Annotated in this window: 2 protein-coding genes; both read left to right on the top strand. The window is 67.6% G+C overall.

The features are described 5' to 3' along the window. Positions 1 to 212 precede the first annotated feature (212 nt). Positions 213 to 1,871 carry a magnesium-protoporphyrin IX monomethyl ester anaerobic oxidative cyclase gene (gene bchE / locus AX750_RS04555; protein WP_067253607.1) on the top strand — a complete coding sequence of 553 codons (1,659 nt, stop codon included), beginning with the start codon at positions 213 to 215 and terminating at the stop codon, positions 1,869 to 1,871. Then, a complete protein-coding gene (gene bchJ / locus AX750_RS04550) occupies positions 1,865 to 2,533 on the top strand; it encodes a bacteriochlorophyll 4-vinyl reductase (protein WP_067253604.1) in 669 nt (222 codons plus the stop codon). Before bchE ends, bchJ begins: the two co-directional genes overlap by 7 nt. The last annotated feature ends 139 nt before the right edge of the window (positions 2,534 to 2,672 follow it).

The raw sequence follows: 2,672 nt of genomic DNA, 5'->3' as shown, positions 1-2,672 counted from the left end.
CCTCCGATGAAGAAGGCCGTCAACGCGCACGCGTCCGGCTGGGACGAGTTCTGACCGGAGGGCAGCTTCCCTCGCTACGGAACGAGAGGCTGCCGCCACCGCGCGTTCCCCGCCACGGCGTCGCTCGGTCGCCCGCATCCCGATTTTGATATGCGTCAAAATTCTCGGACAGCGAGTGTGTCAATTATTTGATGCAGTCGCTGGAGGGGCAGATGCGGATCGTCCTGGTTCATCCGAACTACCATTCCGGCGGCGCCGAGATCGCCGGAAACTGGCCACCCGCCTGGGTCGCCTATCTGTCCGGCCATCTGAGAGACGCCGGCTTCGACGACATCGCCTTCATCGATGCGATGACCAACCATCTCAGCGATGAGGCGTTGCGGGCCCGCCTGGCCGAACTCCAGCCCGACGTCGTCGGTACCACCGCGATCACGCCCTCGATCTACAAGGCTGAGGAGGTGCTGAAGATCGCCTCGGAGGTGGTGCCCCATGCCGTCCGGGTGCTCGGCGGCATCCACGCCACCTTCATGTACAAGCAGGTCCTTTCCGAAGCACCCTGGGTCGACGTCATCGTCCGCGGCGAGGGCGAGGAGATCTTCCGCGACCTGATCCGGACGGTCGCGGCGGGCCAGTGGCCGGCGGGACGGGCTCAGATCAAGGGCCTCGCCTTCCGGGATGGCGAGCGGATCGTCGCCACGGCGGCCGCCGCCACGGTCAAGGAGCTCGATGCGATCAATCCGGACTGGTCGCTGCTCGAATGGTCGAAATACATCTATGTGCCGCTCGGGGTCCGCGTCGCAATCCCCAACATGGCGCGCGGTTGTCCCTTCACCTGCTCCTTCTGCTCGCAATGGAAATTCTGGCGCGACTATCGCGTGCGCAATCCGGTCAAGGTCGTCGACGAGATCGAGAAGCTCGTCAACGAGCAGCAGGTCGGCTTCTTCATCCTCGCCGACGAGGAACCGACGATCAACCGCAAGAAATTCATCCAGTTCTGCGAAGAACTGATCCGGCGCGGCCTGCCCGACAAGGTCAAATGGGGCATCAACACCCGCGTCACCGACATCTACCGCGACCGCGATCTCCTCTCCTTCTACCGCAAGGCCGGCCTCGTCCATGTCAGCCTCGGCACGGAAGCCGCGGCCCAGCTGAAGCTCGACCAGTTCAACAAGGAGACCAAGGTCGAGGAGAACAAGGAAGCGATCCGCCTCCTGCGCGAGGCCGACATCTTCACCGAGGCGCAGTTCATCGTCGGCCTCGACAACGAAACGCCGGAGACGCTGGAAGAAACCTTCCAGATGGCCTGGGACTGGCAACCCGACCTCGCCAACTGGGCCATGTACACGCCCTGGCCCTTCACGCCCCTGTTCCAGGAGCTGAAGGAGAAGGTCGAGATTTTCGACTTCTCGAAATACAACTTCGTCACGCCGATCATGGCGCCCGAGGCGATGACGCGCGGCGAACTGCTCAACGGCGTGATGAAGAACTACCGCCGCTTCTATTCCCGCAAGGCCCTGTTCCATTATCCGTGGCGCGGCACCGGCTTCCGACGGCGTTATCTGCTCGGCTGTCTCAAGGCCTTCCTCAAGGCCGGCTTTGCGCGGACCTTCTACGACCTCGGCAAGGCCGGCTACTGGGGCCCGCAATCGAAGGAGAAAGTGAACTTCAACTTCGATCGCACGCGCAGGATCGCCCCGGCCCAGATGGACGACTGGGAGGCCGCCGCCGACCGCGCCTCGCAGGCCCGTGCCCGGCGCGAATCGCGTCAGCCTCTGGTCGCCTGCGGCGGCAGCACCGCCCAGCTCGATGAGCAGCCGCCCCTGCCCGATGCCACGCCGAGGCCCGCCGGCGCGGCGCCGTCGCCATGCTGAGCGCCGGCCTGGCCTTCGCCTCGGCGGTCGATGCGCGGGGGGAAGCCGGGCTCGTCGGCCCCAATGCCGTGATCCAGCTCGCCGAGGCGCTGCGGGCGGCACCCGACGCCCCCGGCCTGGCCGAGCATGTCTTCGGCCGGGCCGGGTACGCCCGCCTGCTGCGATCGCCCCCCACCGACATGATCGACGAGGCGATCGCCGCCCGCCTCTTCGCGACGCTCTGGCGCGAAATGCCGGCTGCCAGCGCCGCCGCCATCGCCCATGAGGCCGGCCGCCGGACCGGCGCCTATGTCCTGGCCCACCGCATCCCGCCGCTCGCACGGCTGCTCCTGCGGACCCTCCCGCCCCGCCTCGCCGCGCCGCTGCTGCTGCGGGCCATCGCCAGGCACGCCTGGACCTTCGCGGGCTCGGGCAGGTGCCGCACCGCCTCGGGCCCGCCCTGCCTCGTCACCATCGCACGCAACCCGCTCGCCATGCCGGGCGGCGCCTGGCATGGCGGCGTCTTCGAATGCCTGTTCCGGTCGCTGGTCAGCCGCAGCGCCAGCGTTCGCCATGCCGAGGTTTCGGGCGACGGCGGGCCCGTCTGCCGCTTCGAGATCGACATCGCGCCCCCCGCCGGCCCGGCGGGCTTCCCGCGGCAGCCGACGCGCGACCCGGCCTAGTCTCAACCGGGCTTTCATCCCAGCCGAAATCCCCGCCCGCGCTCGCACGCAGGCGTCAACAACGAGGCGCGTGGGTAGAAATCTGCATCCGTTGAGCCAGGATGCGGCGCGGATGGATTGAGCCACCATCCGCACGCCC

The sequence above is a fragment of the Methylobacterium sp. CCH7-A2 genome (assembly GCF_001557075.1).
In the GTDB taxonomy this organism is placed as follows: domain Bacteria; phylum Pseudomonadota; class Alphaproteobacteria; order Rhizobiales; family Beijerinckiaceae; genus Allobosea; species Allobosea massiliensis.
The sequence above is the reverse complement of the archived record's forward strand: the minus strand, read 5'-3'. Positions and strand labels throughout refer to the sequence as shown.